At 70.9% G+C, this 18,874-nt stretch carries 15 protein-coding genes; 8 read left to right on the forward strand and 7 right to left on the reverse strand.

Annotated elements, in window-relative coordinates; all coding sequences use genetic code 11:
* Window positions 1–134: 134 nt before the first annotated feature.
* Window positions 135–401 (forward strand): hypothetical protein, encoded by a 267-nt coding sequence (locus tag IEY17_RS19615; protein ID WP_229680325.1) that lies wholly within the window; start codon window positions 135–137, stop codon window positions 399–401.
* A 228-nt stretch (window positions 402–629) separates the two neighbouring features.
* Here IEY17_RS19615 and kstR read toward each other — a convergent pair whose 3' ends face one another.
* Entirely contained in the window at window positions 630–1,238 is a 609-nt protein-coding gene (gene kstR / locus IEY17_RS19620; protein WP_188989932.1) for a cholesterol catabolism transcriptional regulator KstR, read from the reverse strand.
* A gap of 153 nt (window positions 1,239–1,391) precedes the next feature.
* On the opposite strand from kstR, the gene IEY17_RS19625 reads away from it, so the two are divergent.
* The 3 genes from IEY17_RS19625 to IEY17_RS19635 are packed head-to-tail and all read left to right on the forward strand — an operon-like array spanning window position 1,392 to window position 4,436.
* Window positions 1,392–2,648: a glycosyltransferase family 4 protein gene (locus IEY17_RS19625; protein WP_188989879.1), complete on the forward strand. Its 1,257-nt coding sequence runs from the start codon at window positions 1,392–1,394 to the stop codon at window positions 2,646–2,648.
* Window positions 2,649–2,650: 2 nt separating this feature from the next.
* On the forward strand, window positions 2,651–3,373 hold the full coding sequence (locus IEY17_RS19630) for a class I SAM-dependent methyltransferase (RefSeq protein ID WP_229680333.1): 723 nt from the start codon (window positions 2,651–2,653) through the stop codon (window positions 3,371–3,373).
* Window positions 3,360–4,436, forward strand: a complete 1,077-nt coding sequence (locus tag IEY17_RS19635) for a prenyltransferase/squalene oxidase repeat-containing protein (RefSeq protein ID WP_188989883.1) — start codon at window positions 3,360–3,362, stop codon at window positions 4,434–4,436. Before IEY17_RS19630 ends, IEY17_RS19635 begins: the two co-directional genes overlap by 14 nt.
* A gap of 78 nt (window positions 4,437–4,514) precedes the next feature.
* Here IEY17_RS19635 and IEY17_RS19640 read toward each other — a convergent pair whose 3' ends face one another.
* Entirely contained in the window at window positions 4,515–5,198 is a 684-nt protein-coding gene (locus tag IEY17_RS19640; protein WP_229680326.1) for a class I SAM-dependent methyltransferase, read from the reverse strand.
* Between the two features lie 203 nt (window positions 5,199–5,401).
* On the opposite strand from IEY17_RS19640, the gene IEY17_RS19645 reads away from it, so the two are divergent.
* Complete coding sequence (locus tag IEY17_RS19645) at window positions 5,402–6,628, forward strand: cytochrome P450 (protein WP_188989885.1); 1,227 nt, start codon at window positions 5,402–5,404, stop codon at window positions 6,626–6,628.
* Window positions 6,629–6,941: 313 nt separating this feature from the next.
* Window positions 6,942–8,783 (forward strand): molecular chaperone DnaK, encoded by a 1,842-nt coding sequence (dnaK, locus tag IEY17_RS19650; protein ID WP_188989887.1) that lies wholly within the window; start codon window positions 6,942–6,944, stop codon window positions 8,781–8,783.
* 91 nt (window positions 8,784–8,874) lie between these two features.
* Here the strand turns inward: dnaK and IEY17_RS19655 are convergent, their stop codons facing one another.
* Window positions 8,875–11,925: a WD40 domain-containing protein gene (locus IEY17_RS19655; RefSeq protein ID WP_188989889.1), complete on the reverse strand. Its 3,051-nt coding sequence runs from the start codon at window positions 11,923–11,925 to the stop codon at window positions 8,875–8,877.
* A gap of 295 nt (window positions 11,926–12,220) precedes the next feature.
* On the opposite strand from IEY17_RS19655, the gene bla reads away from it, so the two are divergent.
* A complete protein-coding gene (bla, locus tag IEY17_RS19660) occupies window positions 12,221–13,117 on the forward strand; it encodes a class A beta-lactamase (RefSeq protein WP_373289909.1) in 897 nt (298 codons plus the stop codon).
* 74 nt (window positions 13,118–13,191) lie between these two features.
* Here the strand turns inward: bla and IEY17_RS19665 are convergent, their stop codons facing one another.
* A complete protein-coding gene (locus tag IEY17_RS19665; protein WP_188989893.1) occupies window positions 13,192–14,199 on the reverse strand; it encodes a TerC family protein in 1,008 nt (335 codons plus the stop codon).
* A gap of 639 nt (window positions 14,200–14,838) precedes the next feature.
* Between IEY17_RS19665 and IEY17_RS19670 the strand changes: the two genes are divergently transcribed.
* Entirely contained in the window at window positions 14,839–16,383 is a 1,545-nt protein-coding gene (locus tag IEY17_RS19670; protein ID WP_229680327.1) for an MFS transporter, read from the forward strand.
* Window positions 16,384–16,435: 52 nt separating this feature from the next.
* Here the strand turns inward: IEY17_RS19670 and ligD are convergent, their stop codons facing one another.
* The 3 genes from ligD to IEY17_RS19685 form a co-directional block, all read right to left on the reverse strand.
* Entirely contained in the window at window positions 16,436–17,434 is a 999-nt protein-coding gene (gene ligD, locus IEY17_RS19675) for a non-homologous end-joining DNA ligase (protein ID WP_188989898.1), read from the reverse strand.
* A gap of 185 nt (window positions 17,435–17,619) precedes the next feature.
* Window positions 17,620–18,297, reverse strand: a complete 678-nt coding sequence (locus tag IEY17_RS19680; protein WP_188989900.1) for an MBL fold metallo-hydrolase — start codon at window positions 18,295–18,297, stop codon at window positions 17,620–17,622.
* A 20-nt stretch (window positions 18,298–18,317) separates the two neighbouring features.
* Window positions 18,318–18,836, reverse strand: coding sequence for a DUF7144 family membrane protein (locus tag IEY17_RS19685; protein ID WP_188989902.1), 519 nt, complete (start codon window positions 18,834–18,836; stop codon window positions 18,318–18,320).
* Window positions 18,837–18,874 lie beyond the last annotated feature (38 nt).

Below are 18,874 nucleotides of genomic sequence, written 5' to 3' on the forward strand. Positions count from 1 at the left end.
GAAGTTGGGACCAAAGGCCCAGGCGGCGGGGCGTCGCGCGCGGGCATGCTGGTCGCAGTCCGGGAGGTGGTGAATACGGAGAGTCACCGACCTTCGGGAGGATGAGTCCTTGAGCGAAACGGTTGGAGAGCCACTTGCCCCACACCACGCCCCAGCTGCGCAGTCCCGTGGACACGCCACTGTTCCCAGTGCTCACCGCACTGGAATCCGCCCAGACCCTGCGCTGGGAGGTCGACGGCCTGGACGTCACCGACTACGCGGAGGTTTCGCGAGTCCGTCACGAGGTCGCGATGCTGCGCCACTGGCTGCAGCAAAGCCGCGATTGCGGCGAGTACTCGGCGCTGCTGGACGGCCTGCGGTCGTTCGCTGACCAGGTCGACCGGCAGCTCGCCGACAGCTGATTCTCCCTGTCCGCAGCGGCGCCCCTCGCAGGGCGCCGCTTTTCGTTGCCCCGACACGGCGAAACCAGCGTCCCTGAACCTGGCAGATCCCAACTCCCAACTCTGGGCAAACTCGGGATCCCAGAAAGTTCCCAACTTGAAGAAAATCTTGGGGTCGGGAGGTTTCTCAGTCTCGGGATGTGACCACGGTGTCCGGTCCCGATTCGTCCAAAGAGGACAGCTCGACCGTCAGGCGAGCAGCAGGCGGACGGCGAGCTCCAGGCGGTTCGAGACGTCCGACGCCGACGCCCGGCGGGTCACCCAGGCGACCAGGTTGGACAGCCACACGTCACCGATCACCCGGGCGATCGCCTGCTGCTCGTCGGTGGGCTCGCCGTCAGTCATGGCGTTGGTGAACAACCGCTCCACCAGTGCCGCCACCGTGTCGACCTCGGCCGCCGCCGAGGTGTCGGCGAACATGAACGCCCGCGTCATCGCCTCGGTCAGCTGCGGACTGCGCTGCATCGTCCGGGTCGTGCGGTTGAGCACGAACATGACCCGCTCGTAAGGGGTTTCACCGGGAATCCTGGTGCGGCCCAGCTTCTCCTGGGCCCGCTCGAACTCCCTGGCCAGGGCCGTCACCAGCAGGTGGATCTTGGACGGGAAGTAGCGGTAGAGCGTGCCCAGTGCGACCTCGGCCCTCTCGGCCACGGTGCGCATCTGGACCGCGTCGTACCCACCCTTGGTCGCCAGTGCGATGGTCGCGTCGAGGATGCGCTTGCGGCGCTCATGCTGGGCCGTGGAACCGGCCTCGTCGTCCCGGAGCGCCTGCAGGACGTTCCGCGCGGTGCTCGCCATGCAGTCGGTCCCCTCGAAGATTCGCATCCGCGTGTTCGCCACCACGCGGCCCGTCGCCCCACCACCCTGGCGGGTTAAGGTGATCGACGTGGTTCGATCGAAACATGTTCCAGTCTACCCAGCCCGGCCGTCGCGGGCTGCGTGAGGTGAGCCGTGCGAATCGCGTTGCTGTCCTACCGGAGTAAGCCGCACTGCGGCGGGCAGGGCGTCTACGTCCGGCACCTCAGCCGGGGGCTGACCGAGCTCGGCCACCACGTCGAGGTGTTCTCCGGCAAGCCGTACCCGGAGCTGGACCCCGGCGTTGACCTCACCGCGGTGGACAGCCTCGACCTCTACGACGAGGCAAACCCGTTCCGCACCCCGCACTGGCGGGAGCTGCGCGACGCGGTCGACCTGCTGGAGGTCGGCACGATGTGGACCGCGGGCTTCCCCGAGCCGCTGACCTTCAGCCTGCGCGCCGCCAAGCTGCTGCGGGCGCGCTCCCACGAGTTCGACGTGGTGCACGACAACCAGTGCCTCGGCTACGGCCTGCTCTCGCTGCAGCGGGTCGGGATACCGCTGGTGGCGACCGTGCACCACCCCATCACCCACGATCGCCGGGTCGAGCTGGCCGCGGCCACCGGCTGGCGCCGCATCGGCGTGCGCCGCTGGTACGGATTCGTGCGTATGCAGGGCCGGGTCGCCCGCCGCATCCCGCGGCTGCTGACCGTCTCGGAGTCCTCGGCGGCGGACATCCAGCGCGACTTCCGGGTCGATCCGCGGCAGCTGCGGGTGGTACCGCTGGGCGTGGACGCCGAGGTCTTCACACCGCCGACCGCGCCCCGCGTGCCCGGCCGCATCGTGGCCATGGCCAGCGCGGACACCCCGATGAAGGGCATCGGCACGCTGCTGGAGGCGGTTGCCAAGCTGCGCACCGAACGGGACGTGGAACTGGTGCTGGTGGCCAAACCGACCCCGGGCGGCCCGACCGAGCAGCGCATCGAGGAACTGGCCATCGGCGACGTGGTGCGCACCGTCAGCGGGCTCACCGACGCCGAGCTTGCCGGCCTGCTCGGCTCCGCCGAGGTGGCGTGCGTGCCGTCGCTGTACGAGGGCTTCTCGCTGCCGACGGTCGAGGCGATGGCCTGCGCGACACCGCTGGTGGCCAGCCGCGCCGGGGCCATCCCCGAGGTCGCCGGCCGCGACGGGGAGTGCGCCGACCTGGTGCCGCCCGGCGACGCCGAAGCCCTGGCGAGGGCGTTGGCCGGGCTGCTCGACTCACCCGACCGGCGCCGGCGACTCGGGGCCGCGGGCCGGGCCCGGGTGCTCGACAGGTTCAGCTGGAAGTCGGTGGCAGCGGCCACGGTCGACTGCTACGCCGAAGCGATCGCGCGCACGCCGCGCGCCGGGAAGGGAGCAACGCGTTGCTGACGGTGGACTTCGACAAACTCGGCGTGCGACCGGGCCAGCGGGTGCTGGACCTGGGCTGCGGCGCGGGCCGGCACGCCTTCGAGCTCTACCGGCGCGGGGCCGACGTGGTCGCCTTCGACCAGGACGTCGCGGAGTTGGAGAACGTGGCCGCGATGTTCGCGGCGATGAAGGCCGAGGACCAGGTCCCCGACGGGGCCAGCGCGCAGACGGTGCCCGGTGACGCGCTCGCCCTGCCGTTCCCCGACGGCCACTTCGACTGCGTGGTCGCCGCCGAGATCATGGAGCACATCCCCGAGGACGAGAAGGCCATGCGCGAGATGGTGCGCGTGGTCCGGCCCGGCGGCCGGGTGGTGGTGACGGTGCCCCGCTGGTGGCCGGAGAAGATCTGCTGGGCGCTGTCCGACGAGTACCACCAGGTCGAGGGCGGCCACGTGCGGATCTACACCGCCGACGAGCTGATCGGCAAGCTGCGCGACGCCGGCCTGCGCCCGGCGTTCCACCACTACGCGCACGCGCTGCACTCGCCGTACTGGTGGCTGAAATGCGCCGTCGGCACGAACAACGAGAACCACCCGCTGCCCAGGCTCTACCACCGGATGCTGGTGTGGGACCTGATGAAGCGCCCCTGGATCACCCGCACCGCGGAGCGCCTGCTGGACCCGGTGATGGGCAAGAGCATCGTGGTCTACCTGGGCAAGCCGGGAGCGGCCCGTGCCGGAGCCTGACGTCCCGGAGGTGCCCGGGGTGCTCTCCGCCGCGGCGCTCGCGCAGACCGGGCGCTCCATCGCCGCCGCCCAGCTGCCCTCCGGCGCGGTGCCGTGGTTCCCGGGCGGTCACGTGGACCCGTGGGACCACGTGGAGGCGGCGATGGCGATGGCCGCGACCGGTCTGCTCGCCGAGGCCGAGCGCGCCTACGAGTGGCTGCGCAAGACCCAGCGTGCGGACGGTTCGTGGCCGCTGCAGGTGCGCGACGGGCGCGTCGAGGACGCCGGGGCCGACACGAACTTCTGCGCCTACCCGGCCGTCGGGGTGTGGCACCACCTGCTGATCAGCGGGGATGACGGGTTCGCGGAGCGGATGTGGCCGGTCGTGCGCGCCGCGATCGACTTCGTGCTCTCCGTGCAGCGGGAGCGCGGGGAGATCGACTGGGCGGTCGGCGCGTCCGGCGTGCCGACCGGTGAGGCGCTGCTCTCGGGGTGTTCGAGCATCCACCACAGCCTGCGCTGCGCCCTGGCGCTGGCCGAGCACGTGGACCAGCCGCAGCCGGAGTGGGAGGTGGCGCTGGGGCGGCTCGGGCACGTGCTGCGGCACCACCCGGAGGCGTTCACACCGAAGACCCGGTACTCGATGGACTGGTACTACCCGGTGCTCGGCGGCGCGGTGCGCGGCGAGGCGGGGCGGCAGCGGTTGTTCGCACGCTGGTCGGACTTCGTCGTCGACGGGCTGGGCGTGCGCTGCGTCGACGACCACCCGTGGGTGACCGGGGCGGAGACCTGCGAGCTGGTGCTGAGCCTGGACGCGGTGGGCGAGCACGACCGGGCGCACGAGCTACTGGCGGCCATGCAGCACCTGCGCGCCCCGGACGGCTCGTACTGGACGGGCCTGGTGTACGCGGACGGCAAGCGCTGGCCGCAGGAACGCTCGACGTGGACGGCGGGTGCGGTGGTGCTGGCGGCCGACGCGCTGTCGCGGACCACGCCTGGCAGCGGCATCTTCCGCGGCGAGAAGCTCCCGACGGGCCTGGAGAACGCCGCCTGCTGCGAACTGGAGCAGGTTCCCGGCGCCTGAGCCGCGCCCGGTCCTGGAGATCGCGGGATTCCGTCACGGCCTGCGGTGTGGTGTGGCCGGTTTCCCTGGGAGTCGGCGTCAGGGCAGGGAGCCGGGGGTTCCGGTGGTGCGTTGCAGGACCCGGAGGGAGCCGACGACGCGGGTTTCGCGGAACGCCCCGGTGTCCAGGGCGCGGCAGTAGATGCGGTACGGGGCCTGGCCGCCGTCCTCGGGGTTCGGGAACACGTCGTGGATCACCAGGGCGCCGCCCGGGGCGACCCAGTGCGCCCAGCCCTCGTAGTCGGTGTTCGCTGCCTCGTCGGTGTGCCCGCCGTCGATGAACAGCAGGTTGAGCGGGGTGCGCCAGAACTCCGCGACCGCCGCCGAGCGGCCGACGATCGCGGTCACCTCCTTCTCCAGCCCGGCGCGGGCGATGGTGCGCCGGAACTCGCCGAGCGTGTCGAGCCGGCCGATGACCGGGTCGACCAGGGTCGGGTCGTGGTACTCCCAGCCCGGTTGGTGCTCCTCGGAGCCCCGGTGGTGGTCGACGGTGACGATCCGGCCGCCGGTGCGCCGGGCTGCCGCGCCCAGGTAGACCGCGGACTTGCCACAGTAGGTGCCGATCTCGACGGCGAGGCCGGTGCCGAGGTGGTCGAGCGCGGTCTCGTACAGCGCCTGCCCCTCGTCGGCGGGCATGAACCCGGTGGCCTGCTCGGCGAGCGCGCGGAGATCCTCCGGGATCGGGGGATGCTGCGTGCGGTCGGTGGCCGATCCCTGCGTCACGTGCGCTCCTCGCCTGGCTGGTGCTGCCTGCCCGCAGAAGACTACCTGCTGAACACTTCAGTTTCGGTAGAACCTGTTCTCCTGCGGCTGGTCAAGCAGTGCCGAGGCGGTGGAACATTTCCCCCAACTTTGCTTCAAACTCGGGTGTCGTCCTGGTGGCGCACCGGCGGGTTGTCATCGGCACGCCGCTGTAGGAGGTAGCCGTGGTCGCACCGCGCATCCCGGAGGGCTTCGACTTCACCGATCCCGACCTGCTCGCCGAACGGCTGCCGCTCGCCGAGTTCGCCGAGTTGCGCCGCACCGCGCCGGTGTGGTGGAACCGGCAGCCCGACCGCTGCGGCGGGTTCGACGACGACGGGTTCTGGGTGATCAGCCGGCACGCCGACGTCAAGGAGGTCTCCCGACGCAGCGACATCTTCTCCACCTGGGAGAACACCGCGATCATCCGGTTCAACGAGAGCATGACCCGCGAGCAGATCGAGCTGCAGCGGTTCCTCCTGATCAACATCGACCCACCGCAGCACACCAAGCTCCGCAAGATCGTGCAGCGCGGTTTCACCCCGCGCGCCATCAAGAGCCTGGAGGAGGCGCTGCGGGAACGGGCGCAGCGGATCGTCGCCGAGGCGCGGTCCCGCGGCAGCGGCGACTTCGTCACCGACGTCGCGTGCGAACTGCCGCTGCAGGCCATCGCCGAACTGCTCGGCCTGCCGCAGGAGCACCGCAGGAAGATCTTCGAGTGGTCCAACCAGATGATCGGCTACGACGACCCCGAGTACGACGTCCAGCCGGACGTGGCCGCCGCCGAGATGCTGGGCTACTGCACCAGGATGGCCGAGCAGCGCCGCAGGTGCCCGATGGACGACATCGTGACCAAGCTCGTGCAGGCCGACATCGACGGCAACGCGCTGACCGACGACGAGTTCGGGTTCTTCGTGATCCTGCTGGCCGTGGCCGGCAACGAGACCACCCGCAACGCCATCACGCACGGCATGCTGGCGTTCCTGGACAACCCCGGCCAGTGGGAGCTGTACAAGCAGCAGCGCCCGGCCACCACCGCCGACGAGATCGTCCGCTGGGCGACGCCGGTGGTGGCGTTCCAGCGGACCGCGCTCGCCGACACCGAGCTGGCCGGCGTGGAGATCAAGCGGGGGCAGCGCGTGGGCCTGTTCTACAGCTCGGCGAACTTCGACCCGGAGGTCTTCGATGAGCCGGAGCACTTCGACATCACCCGAGACCCCAACCCGCACGTCGGCTTCGGCGGGACCGGCGCGCACTACTGCCTCGGCGCGAGCCTGGCCCGGCTGGAGATCGACCTGATCTTCACCGCGATCGCCGACCACATGCCGGGCATCAAGCGGGTTGGCGAGCCGCGCCGCCTCCGCTCCGGCTGGCTCAACGGCATCAAGGAAGTCCAGGTGCGGTACACCTGACCGCGGACGAAGGAGGGGGTCTTCCGCGACGTGTCGCAGGTTCCCCTTACCGCCGAATCTGCCGGAAGTTGCGAGCCCGGGTGCTCCGGCGCGGGCCCCTCGTGCGTGCCGGTCGGGACTGCGGTGGTTCGAACCGGACCTCGCACCTGGAGTCCCGTGGCGGGCGCTGAACCGTCGCCACTCCAGCACCACCGGCCCCGGCAACCCCCATCGGGTGGCTTTGCCCAGGTGGACGGCCTGGTGAGGGGTTCCCATACTGAGGGGTGTCGGCCTCGAGGGGCCCGCCCGTCGGCGGGTCGGAGAGGAGTGCGTGATGGGGCGCGCGGTGGGTATCGACCTGGGGACGACGAACTCCGTGGTGGCGGTGCTGGAAGGCGGCGAGCCCACGGTCATCGCCAACTCCGAGGGCTCGCGGACCACACCGTCGGTGGTGGCGTTCGCGAAGAACGGCGAACTGCTGGTGGGGCAGCCGGCGAAGAACCAGGCGGTCACCAACGTCGACCGCACCATCCGGTCGGTCAAGCGGCACATGGGCACCGACTGGAAGGTACAGATCGACGACAAGTCCTACACCCCGCAGGAGATCAGCGCCCGCGTGCTGATGAAGCTCAAGCGGGACGCCGAGGCGTACCTGGGCGAGGAGGTCACCGACGCGGTGATCACCGTCCCCGCCTACTTCGACGACGCCCAGCGCCAGACGACCAAGGAGGCCGGGCAGATCGCCGGCCTGAACGTGCTGCGGATCATCAACGAGCCGACCGCCGCGGCCCTGGCCTACGGCCTGGACAAGGGCGAGAAGGAACAGACCATCCTGGTGTTCGACCTCGGTGGCGGCACCTTCGACGTGTCGCTGCTGGAGGTCGGTGAGGGGCTGGTGGAGGTCAAGGCGACCTCCGGTGACACCCACCTCGGCGGCGACGACTGGGACGAGCGCATCGTCGAGTGGCTGATCGAGAAGTTCCGTAGATCCACGGGCATCGACCTGACCAGGGACCGGATGGCCATGCAGCGGATCCGGGAAGCCGCGGAAAAGGCCAAGATCGAGCTGTCCAGCTCCTCGCAGACCAGCATCAACCTGCCCTACATCACCGTCGACGCCGACAAGAACCCGCTGTTTCTGGACGAGACGCTGTCCCGGGCGGAGTTCGAGCGCATCACCTCCGACCTGCTGGAGCGCTGCCGCAAACCGTTCCACAACGCGGTGCGCGACGCAGGCATCAAGGTCGGCGACATCAACCACGTGGTGCTCGTGGGCGGTGCGACGCGGATGCCCGCCGTCACCGACCTGGTCCGTGAGCTGACCGACGGCAAGGAACCGAACAAGGGTGTCAACCCCGACGAGGTGGTGGCCGTCGGCGCCAGCCTGCAGGCCGGTGTGCTGCGTGGTGAGGTCAAGGACGTCCTGCTGCTCGACGTCACCCCGCTGTCCCTGGGCATCGAGACCAAGGGCGGCATCATGACCAAGCTGATCGAGCGCAACACCACGATCCCGACCAAGCGCTCGGAGACCTTCACCACCGCCGACGACAACCAGCCGTCGGTGATGATCCAGGTGTACCAGGGCGAGCGGGAGATGGCCGCACACAACAAGAAGCTCGGCATGTTCGAGTTGACCGGCATCCCGCCCGCGCCGCGGGGGCTGCCGCAGATCGAGGTCACCTTCGACATCGACGCCAACGGCATCGTGCACGTCTCCGCCAAGGACCTCGGCACCGGGCGGCAGCAGTCCATCAAGATCAGCGGTGGTTCGGCGCTGCCGAAGGAGGACATCGAGCGGATGGTCAAGGACGCCGAGGCGCACGCCGAGGAGGACCGGCGGCGCCGCGAGGAGGCCGAAATCCGCAATCAGGCCGAGACGATGGTGTACCAGACCGAGAAGGTCCTCACCGACAACGCCGACAAGATCCCGGCCGACACCCGCACCCAGGTGCAGGACGCCATCAAGGACGTCAACGAGGCGCTCAAGGGCGACGACGTGGAGAAGATTCGCGCGGCGGTGGACCACCTGGCCCGCACCTCGCAGGCGATCGGCCAGGCGATGTACGGGCGTCAGCAGCAGGCGGCCGAGACGCCCACCGACGGCGGTCCGCGGCAGGAGGACGGCGAGGACGTGGTGGACGCGGAGGTCGTCGACGAGGACGAGAAGAAGGACTGACCCCGTTCGGCGCACGCGCACGATCTGACCACAGTGGAGCCACATGCCGTGGAATCGTCCCGGCCGCGGTGGGTCAGACCGCCGGAACCGTTCAGGGGCAGACCGGTCGGTAGTCCAGATCCGGAACGTACCGCGCCCACTCGTCCGGGGTGAGTGAACGCCCCACGGCCGTGCACAGGCTGCGGACGACATCAACCGTGTAGCCGACGTCCCAGAGGCGAACGGCGCCGTCCTCGCCACCGCTGGCGAGCGTGCGCCCGTCCGGGCTGAACGCCACCGCCCGCACGGGCAGATCGTGCACCAGGTAGGGCGCATTGACCTGCTGCCGCGCCGCGACATCCCACAGCCGTACCGTGTTGTCACCACCCCCGGTCGCGATGGTCTGCCCATCCGGGCTGAACGCCAGGGCGTAGCCGGGACCGGTGTGGCCGACCATGGGTTCGCCGGTCTGCTGGTGCGTTCGCACGTCCCACAACCGCACCGTGCCGTCATCGCCCGTGCTGGCCAGGAGGTTCCCGTCGGGGCTGAACGCGACGGCACCGACCGGGCCGGTGTGCCCGGTGAGGGGACGGCCGACGGGCTGCCGGCTTGCGGTGTCCCACAGCAGCACCGCTCCGTCCCCGCGACCGGCGGCGAGGAGTTTCCCGTCTCGGCTGTACGCCAGGGAGTAGATCTCGTCAGACCCGACCGGGAGCGTGCCGATCCTCTGGTGCGTCCGGACATCCCACAGCGCGACCTCGTTCGGTTCTCCTGTGCCCGGGGGGTGACCCGCGCTGGCGAGCACGCGCCCGTCCGGGCTGAACGCCACCGCCCTGACCGGTCCCGCCGGACCGGCTGCCAGCACGCCGATCCGCTGCCCGGTCCCCACGTCCCAGAGCAGCAGCGCACCCTCCAGCCCGCCGGAGCGCCCGCCCGTCACCAAGGTCCGGCCGTCCGGGCTGAACGCCAAGGAGTGCACCGCACTGCCTGGTTCGGCCCGGTCCAGCGCGAGATCCGCGGTCGGCCGACGGGAGTCGACGCTCCACAGCACCGTGGTCGCGCGTTCCCCGCCCGCCTCGAACGCACCACACGCGAGATCCGTGTAGAGGCAGATCGTGGACACGTCGTCCCCCATCGCCACCACGCCGCCGTTGCGGGTGCAGATCTCCCAACCGGTCTGCCGGCACGCGCTGCGGTTGTCGTGCCCGCTGACGGTTCCGCCGTCATCGCCCCCGGTGCCCAGCGTTCGTCCGTCCGGGCTGAACGCGGCGGCGTAGACCGGCCCCGGACTTCCGGTCAGCGGGGCACCGGCCCGTTGCTGTCCGCTGACGTCCCAGAGCCGCACGGTCCCGTCGTACGAGCCGCTGGCCAGCAGCGTCCGATCGGGGCTGAACGCCACCGAGCTGACCGACCGGGTGTGGCCGGTCAGCGGATTGCCGATCTGTCGACGGCTACCGAAGTCCCATAGCCGCACGGTGCCGTCGTGGCTGCCGGCCGCGATCGTGCTCCCGTCCTGGCTGAAGGCCACCGACGGTGCCAGCACCTCCGGGTCCGGGCGGGTGTGCCCGGTCAGCGGTTCGCCGATCAGCTGGTGCGTGGCGGTGTCCCAGAACCGGATGGCGCCGTCCGAGGTGGCGGTGGCGAGCACCCGCCCGTCGGGGCTGAACGTCAGGGTGGGCCCGACGAACGCGGTCCGGTCGGGCGCGTGCGAGGAGATCGGGTCACCCAGCGGCTGCCGCGTGTGGACGTCCCACAGCCGTGTCGTGCCATCGGTCATCGCCGTGGCGAGGGTGCGGCCGTCCGGGCTGAACGCCAGGGACGGGCCGAGCACCGGAGGACCGGCCGGCGGTGGTCCGGCCTGCACGGTGCCCATCACCTGCTGGGTGTCGACGTCCCACAACCAGATCGAGCCGTCGGTGGACCCGGTCGCCACGATCCGCCCGTCGGAGCTGAACGCCGCATCGACGCCGATGCGCAGGACACGGGCCAGTCCGTCTTCGCCACCGAATCCGCTGCTGTCCAACGGGTGGCCGAACTGCTGCTGGGTGCGGACGTCCCAGAGCACGACCTTGCCGTCGTCGCCGGAGATCGCCAGCAGCCGCCCGTCGGGGCTGAACACCACCGACTCGACCGCGTCGGCTTCGACGGTGTGCGCGGTGGCGATCTCCCGTCTGGTGCGGACGTCCAGCACCCGTGCGACGCCCTCGTCGCCGCCGACCGCCAGCAGGCGGCCGTCCGGGCTGAACGCGACGGAGTTGATCTTCCCGTTGCTTACCGGGATCTCGGCGACGCCGGAGCGGGCAGCGGCGCGCAGCATGCTCGCCCGCGCTTCGGGGACCGGGCTGATCCGCCAGGCCGCGACGCTGAGGAGTTTCGACACGGCCGGGTCGGTGTCGCCCAGGGTTTCGCTGCGCGCCGCGAGTTCGCGGGCCGTCGCGCGGTCGCGCTGCTCGACGGCCACGTTTCCCTGCCACACCGCGGTGACCGCGAGCAGCAGGGTCAGGACCACGAGCACCGCCAGCGCGATCTCCACGATCCGGCGCAGCCGCATGGCGGCCCGGTGCCGGCGGGCGTCCTCGTCCTCCAGCGCCTCCTTGGTCGTGCCGTGCAGCGGTGCTGCCAGGGTGGCGACCGCGCTGCGGAACCGGGCGTGCTGCAAGGACAGTTGTGCTTCGTCCCGCGCCCAGGTCAGGTCGATCCAGTGCGGTTCCGCGGGGAAGTAGCCGCGCAGTTCCTCGGGGATCGCCGTGGTGGCGTCCCAGTCGAAGTCGCCCGCCGCCGCGTCCCAGCGAATCTCGCCGTCCGTGAGCGCGATGAGGAACCTGTCCCGGCTGCGGTGCTGCTGCCAGAACCGGACCTCGCGCCGGACCCACGGGGATCGCGCCGCCGCGGGCGAGGCGAGCAGGACGAAGAACCGGGCGCTCCGCAGCGGAATTTCGATCGAGCCCCACAGGTCGGTGTTGGCCGACAGGTTCGTCTCGTCGCGGAACACCCGCAGCGCCTTCGCCTGGTACCAGGGTTTGGCCAGCTGGTGCAGGCCGCGTTGCAGCTGCGGTGCCAGGTTCCGGTCGGTCGCGTGGCTGTAGGACAGGAACGCGTCGTACCCCGGTCCGTCCGGCGGGGTGGTCTCCGGCAGGTCGTCGAGATGACGGATCGTGGTCACCTGATCACGGTAGGTCGAGATCGGTGCTCGTGGCCACCAAAAATCGGTTCGGTTTGCGTGGATCGGGGCGTGGATCTGCTTCGCCATCTCCATCTTCGTCGCGGTGGCCAAGGAAGGACACTTCGGGCAGGCCGTGGTCCGGCGCGGTGTGACCGGCAACTGCGGCCGTATCGAACGGCTATCGCGCACCGGCGTGGCGTGGATTGGCGCTCTCGGGCGCGGGGCTGCTTGATTGGCACCGGGCCGGACATCCGGCCGTGGAACCGAATGGAGAACGTCTTTGCAACACCGAGAGATCCGCATCGGACGTCGGGCGTTCCTGGGCGCGCTGCTGGCCGCTCCCGTCGTGGCCGCGTGCGGTTCGGCCGGGTCGAGCGGGTCATCGGCCGCCGCGCCGGTCGACCCGAAGCACACCCAGGCTCTGGCCGACCTGGAACGCCGCTATGACGCCCGGTTGGGGCTGTATGCGACCAACGTCCACACCGGTCGCACGCTCACCCGCCGCGCGGACGAGCGCTTCGCGATGTGCTCGACGGTGAAGATCTACGTGGCCGCCGCCCTGCTGCGCCGCAACCCGCTCGCCAGCGGCTACTTCGACAAGGTCATCCGCTACACACGGGCCGATCTGGTGGAGTACTCGCCCACCACCGAAGCGCACGTCGACACCGGCATGACGGTGTCCGCGCTCTGCGAGGCCGCGATCACACTCAGCGACAACACGGCGGGCAACCTGCTGCTCGCCGAACTGGGCGGCCCGGCGGCGATCGCCCCGTTCGCCCGCGAGATCGGCGACGACAGCAGCCGCCTGGACCGCTGGGAGACCGACCTCAACAGCGCGATCCCCGGCGACGAGCGGGACACCACGACCCCGGCCGGGATCGCCGCGGGCTACCGGACGCTGGTGCTCGGCGACGCGCTCGGCGCACCGGAACGGGAGCAGCTGACGACGTGGCTGCTGGCCAACACCACCGGTGGCAAACGCCTGCGCGCCGGGCTGCCGCCGACCTGGCGGACCGGTGACAAGACCGGCACGGGTTTCTACGGCACCCTCAACGACGTCGCGGTGACCTGGACCGACACCGGCCAGCCGATCGTCATCGCGGCGCTGAGTAGCCGCTCGCGGCAGGAGGACGTGGGCGACGAGGCGCTGCTGGCGGACGCGGCGCGGATCGTCGCCGAAGCCCTGCGCTGACGCGGGACGGGCGATTCTCGGTGGGTGGGCCAAGGGTGTCGCGCTGCCGTGCGGCAGCGTCCACCCGGTGACCGTCAGGACGAGTGGTCGGCGGCCGCGGGTTCGCGCTGCTCCGCTTCCGGCGCCTTCTTCGCGTTCGCGCGGGAGCGCAGCAGGCTCGCGACCGTCGTCACCGCGAGCGTCAGCACGATGAAGCCCAGCGACGTCGCGATGCCGATGTCGGGGATCACGAGGCGGATCTCGTCGATGTGCGAACCGTGCAGCGCCTCCACGATCAGCTTGAGCCCGATGAAGCCGAGGACGACCGCCAGGCCGTAGCTCAGGTAGACGAGGCGGTCGAGCAGGCCGCCGATGACGAAGTACAGCTGCCGCAGGCCCATCAGGGCGAACGCGTTGGCGGTGAAGATGATGAAGCCGTCCTGGGTGAGCCCGAAGATCGCGGGCATCGAGTCCAGCGCGAAGATCACGTTCGCCAGGCCGAGGGCGACGACCACCACGATCATCGGTGTGAACATCCGCCGGCCGGCCACCCGCGTGACCAGCTTGCCGCCGTCATAGGTGTCGGTGGTGGGCAGCACACGCTGGAGGGCGCGGGTGACGGCGTTGTCCGGGTTCTCCGGTTCGCCGCCGTCGTCCCTGGCGACCTTGATCGCCGTGTAGATGAGGAACGCGCCGAAGACGTAGAAGACCCAGTTGAAGGCGTTGAGCACGGCCACTCCGGCCGCGATGCACACCGCGCGCAGAACGAGCGACAGCACGATACCGATGAACAGCACCCGGTGCTGGTGCTCCTTCGGCACGGCGAAGCGCGACATGATGATCACGAAGACGAACAGGTTGTCGATCGACAGGCTGTACTCGGTGACGTAGCCCGCGAAGAACTCGGCGCCGCTGGTGGGGTCGGCGAAGGCGAGCAGCAGGGCGCCGAACAGGGCCGCGAGCCCCACGTAGCACACCACCCACAGGCTGGCCTCCCGGACGCCGACCGCGTGCGGTCGCCGTCCGACGAGCATCAGGTCGGCCGCGATCAACGCGGTCAGGCCCGCCAGGGTCGCGGCCCAGACCCACCCGGGGTAGTCCATCGACACGTCACCTCCGTGCGCGGGGAACACGCGTCAGGCCGGGGATCTCGCCCGTCGCGCCAAAAACTGCATGCAGTATACAGTATGGTGATTTCGCCTTCGTGGTTTCCGGCCGGACGATCCGCCTGAACGCGGAGAAATCGGTCGGAGCAAGACTCGCTTCGCTACGAACGAGATTCGTTCCCGTAATCCGATTTGTCCCGCGAATGTTCCTGTTCTGCCTGTTTTTCCGGTTGCGCCTGTGTCCACAAAGGATTGTTGGGTCGGGCGGCCCCGACGGATCATGCAGGTTCGGTCAGGTGCGGTCAACGTCGACCTCGCCACACACCGGGCGGAACCCCGACGGGGCTCGTCTGGGTGGGCGGGTGGGTGCAGCGGCGCATCGGTCGAACGGTTGAATTGCCGGTGCGCCCTTCGGGTGGGGGTGACCCACCCGGAAGGCGATGTGCCGTGGGCCCTCCACGTCGGACAGTCGTTGCGGCGGAACGCCTCGCTGCAGAAGGGAACGCATCGGCGATGAAGAAGCTGCGGCTCGGGTTGGCCGGGGAACCTGCTCCACCGCGAGTTCAGCACGATCACCGGGTTCACCGGCGGGGCCCGGCTGGCGGTGCCACACACGCGCGGTGGTTGGCGCTGGCGGTGCTCGCGACCGGGCTGTCGCTGGTGGTCGTGGACGGCACCGCGGTCGGGGTGGCGCTGCCCGCGATCATCGCGGACCTGTCGCTGGACATCAGCGACGCGCAGTGGACGAACAGCCTGTACTCGGTGGTGTTCGCGGCGCTGCTGCTGGGTGCGGGCGGCCTGGGGGACCGGTGGGGGCGCCGCCGGCTGTTCACCGCCGGTGTCGTGGTGTTCGCGCTCGGCAGCCTGCTCGCCGGTCTCGCCGAGACCACCGGCGGACTGATCGGTGCCCGCCTGGTGCAGGGCATCGGCGGTGCCGCGGTGCTGCCCGCCGCGCTGTCCACGGTGAACGCGGTGTTCCGCGGCCGGGACCGGGTGATCGCCTTCGCGATCTGGGGCTCGGTGATCTCCGGGATGGCGGCCGTCGGGCCGCTGCTGGGCGGCTGGCTGGCGGGGCGGATCGGCTGGCGGTGGATCTTTCTGATCAACCTGCCGATCGCCCTGGTCGTGCTGGTCAGCGCGCGGGTGGTGGTGCCGCAGACCCGTGCCTCGAAGGTGGAGGCGGGCCCGGATGCCGCGGGCCTGCTGCTCAGCGCGGTCGGCTGCGGCGCGGTCGTCTTCGCGGTGATCGAGGGTGCCGCGCTGGGCTGGTGGCGGCCGGTCAACGACCTCACCGCGTTCGGGTTGACCTGGCCGAGGAGCGCCCCGGTGTCGATCGTGGTACCGGTCGCCGCGCTCGGGCTGCTCGCCCTGGCGGGGTTCGTGCTGTGGGAGCGGCGCCGGGTGCGCACCGGCCGAAGCGTGCTGCTGGATCCCGGCCTGTTCACCGTGCCGACCTTCCGCTGGGGCACGGTGACGGTGCTGGCCGTCGCGGTCGGCGAGTTCGGCCTGCTGTTCGCGCTGCCGCTGTTTCTGGTGAACGTGCTGGCGCTGGGCACGTTGGCGGCCGGGATGGTGCTGGCCGCGATGGCGGTCGGGGCGTTCGTCGCCGGGGCGGGCGCGCGGCACCTGGCGGCCCGGTCAGGTCCGGCGAAGGTCGTCGTGGTCGGGCTGGCGTTGGAGGTCGCGGGGGCGGTGGCGCTGGCCGCCGCGCTCCGACCGGACCTGGCACCGGGCCTGGTGGCGCTACCGCTGGTGATCTACGGTGCCGGGCTGGGGTTGGCGTCGGCGCAGCTGACCGGCACCACCCTGGTGGACGTCCCGGTGGACCGGTCCGGGCAGGCCGCGGCGGCGCAGAGCGCGGTGCGCCAGTTCGGCGCGGCGCTCGGTACCGCGATCGCTGGTGCGGTGCTGTCGCTGGGGCTGGCTGGCACCGTCGTGTCCGCGCTCGAAGCCGTGCACGTCCCGCCGCCGGTCGCGCAGCAGGTGGCCGAGGCGACCCGCGCGTCGGCCGGGGCGCTGATCGGTCGCCTCCGTGAGACGGACCCGACGCTGGCTCCGGCGGTGGTCGAGGCGTTCGGCGATGCCACCCGCTACGCCTGCCTCGCGACCGCGGTGTTCCTCGTGCTGGGACTCGTCGGCGCCGTGCGATTGGCCATTGTCGACGGAAGGAGGACCTCGTGACGACGCCCCCTGCGTCCGGGGTTCCGGCAGGTGACCACGGGTTCGCAGCCGGTCAGGTGCGCTTCGCGCGGCTGGGCGCCACCCGCGGCGGTTCCCCGGGCTGCTTCGGGTAGACCGGCGGCCACGGCGCGTCCTGCAGCCCAGCGGCCAGGTCCCGGCGCGAGCGCTCCAGCAGCGGGTCGATCGACTGCGGCCGTCGGTCGGCCCACGGGTCGCCGCGCTCGGCGACCCGCCCGGGCACGGTCGCGATGGTCAACGCGTCCGGCTCGACCGACTCCAGTTCGTCCCACCCGATGGGCGTCGACACCTGCCCACCCGGTCGCGGGCGGACGCACCAGGCCCCGAACACGGTCTTGTGCGGGGCGTTCTGGTTGAAGTCGACGAACACCCGCCGGCCGCGTTCCTCCTTCCACCACTGGGCGGTGATCAGGTCGGGGTGGCGGCGCTCCAGCTCGCGGGCCAGTGCCACCGCCGCCGCGCGCACCTCGTAGCTGTTCCACCGCGGCTGCAGCGACACGTACACATGCAGGCCGCGCGACCCGGACGTCTTCACGTGCGCCTCGATGCCGTCCTCGGCCAGCAGCTGCCGGGTCAGCGCGGCGGCCGCGAGGACCTGCGGGAACCGGACCCCGGGCGAGGGGTCGAGGTCCACCCGCAGCTCGTCGGTGACCTCCGGCGTGTCGGCGTGGTAGGGCCACACGTGGAAGCCCAGGCAGCCCAGGTTGACCGCCCAGATGACGTGCGCCAGATCGGCGGCCACCAGGGCGTCGCTGGTGGTGCCGTTGGGCGTGGCGACCACGGTGGTGCGCAGCCACGACGGGGCGGACTTCGGCACCCGCTTCTGGAAGAAGGACTTGCCGCCCGCGCCGTCGGGGTGGCGCTCCAGCAGCAGCGGACGCCCCTGCAGTGTGCCGAGCAGCGGCCCGGCCACGGCCTGGTAGTAGCGGATCAGGTCGAGCTTGGTCTCGCCGCGCTGGGCGAAGTACACCTTGTCGGGGTGCGACACCGACACCTCGGTGCCCCCGACGTCGATCGTGATCGAGTCGCCCATGATCGCACCCCGTCCCACCGGCCGTCCCGCCGCCAGGGTATGCCGGTGGCGATCCCGCTGCCCGTGCAGCGTCGGCGCTCGGTGCGGGCGTGTTCGTGGCGCCGAGGGACACGAACACGCCCGCGAAGGTCACCCGCGGCCGAGCAGGTCGTGCACCCGCACGGCGACGACGCCGTCGAGGTCGGTCACCAGCCCCGTTCCCGCCACTCGGCGAGCTTGGGGCGCTCCGCGCCGAGCGTCGAGTCGTCGCCGTGGCCCGGGTAGAACCAGGTGTCGTCGGGCAGTTCGGCGAAGATCCGGTTCTCCACGTCGTCGATCAGCGACCGGAAGTTCTCCGGCGACGTCGTCTTGCCAACCCCGCCGGGGAACAGCGAGTCGCCGGTGAACAGGTGCGGGTGCCCGTTCGGGTCGCGGTAGAGCAGGGCGATCGAGCCCGGTGTGTGTCCGCGCAGGTGGATCACCGTCAGCTGGGACTCGCCGACCTCGATGGTGTCGCCGTGCTCCACCAGCCGGTCCGGCGGCACCGGCAGCGCCCCGGCGTCCGCCGGGTGCGCCACCGTGAAGCAGCCGGTCTGGCCGGCCACCGCGCCCAGCGCCTGCCAGTGGTCGGCGTGCTGGTGGGTGGTCACGATGGTGCGCAGGCGGGGGCGCTGCTCGTCGTGGCCCAGCAGGTCGGCCAGCCGCTCCGCGTCGTTGGCGGCGTCGATGAGCAGCGCGTCCCCGGTGCGGCGGCACACCAGCAGGTAGGCGTTGTTGTCCATCGGGCCGACCGAGATCTTGGTGATGGTCAGCGCGTCGAGTTCGCGTCGAGCCGGGGCACCGCCCGGCTCGACGTGCCCGGTGTAATCAACTTGCAGCTCCACGCGGCGAGCCTAACGTCCGATCACGAGCGGGCGCGCTGCCAGCCGGTCGCACCCTTGGGCGGCACGACGAGTCCGTAGATCACCAGCACCGACATCGCGATCACCGCCAGCGACCACAGCGGGAAGGTGTTCAGGAACGCCAGGTGGCCGATCGCCGACACCCCGGCCAGCACGACGCCGACCACCCGGGCCCACTCCTGCCCGGCCAGGCAGCCGACGCCGACGATGACCTGCAGGGCACCGATCGCCAGCCAGATTCCGGCCCAGGCGGTGTAGTTGAACACCAGCAGGTTGCCCTCCGCGACCAGGTAGTAGTCAGGTCGGAACAACGAGGTGAAACCGCTGATCAGGTTGAACACGCCGACCAGGCCGATGATCGTGCCCGCGAACGCGAGCCACCCGGACATGCCCGGAACTCCGGGTGCGGGTGCCATCGCCCACGCCCGCTGCTCCTCCGGGGCCCTGGTCTCGGCCCTCTCCTGCTGCGTTGCTCTCGCTTCGGCCCGCGGCTGTTCGGGACCGGACTGGGGAGTGGACATCTCGAGCGCCCCCTCACTACCTCGGATGGATGTCACTC

This window comes from Saccharopolyspora thermophila, assembly GCF_014646075.1.
GTDB lineage: Bacteria > Actinomycetota > Actinomycetes > Mycobacteriales > Pseudonocardiaceae > Saccharopolyspora > Saccharopolyspora thermophila.